Raw genomic sequence first — 275 nt, forward strand, 5'->3', positions numbered from 1 at the left:
GCCCTGATCGCCACGTCGTTGCCGAGCGTGGCGCGCAGTTCGTCCAGCGGCGGGGCCTCCTGCGCGGGGGCGACCAGCTGCCAGCGGCGGTAGCCGTCGGGAATGGTCACTCCGTACAGCGGCGAGGCCAGGCTACCGGCTTGGGCGCCGGCGCCCGTCCCGATCGCCATCGCGGTGCAGGCCATGGCGAGCACGCCACAGCCGGCCAGCACGATCGCGCTTGCGTATCTCATGGGAGCGCCCTCCTGCTCACAGCTGCTGCACGTCGACGATCG

Annotated in this window: 1 protein-coding gene; it reads right to left on the reverse strand. The window is 72.4% G+C overall.

Annotated features, from left to right (window positions below):
- Nucleotides 1–233, reverse strand: a 233-nt coding sequence (locus tag R0J87_RS20190; RefSeq protein WP_498888482.1) for a hypothetical protein, incomplete at its 3' end; no start/stop codon positions are given.
- Nucleotides 234–275: the final 42 nt, after the last annotated feature.

The organism is Halomonas sp. SIMBA_159, from assembly GCF_046536035.1.
In the GTDB taxonomy this organism is placed as follows: Bacteria; Pseudomonadota; Gammaproteobacteria; order Pseudomonadales; family Halomonadaceae; genus Vreelandella; species Vreelandella venusta_A.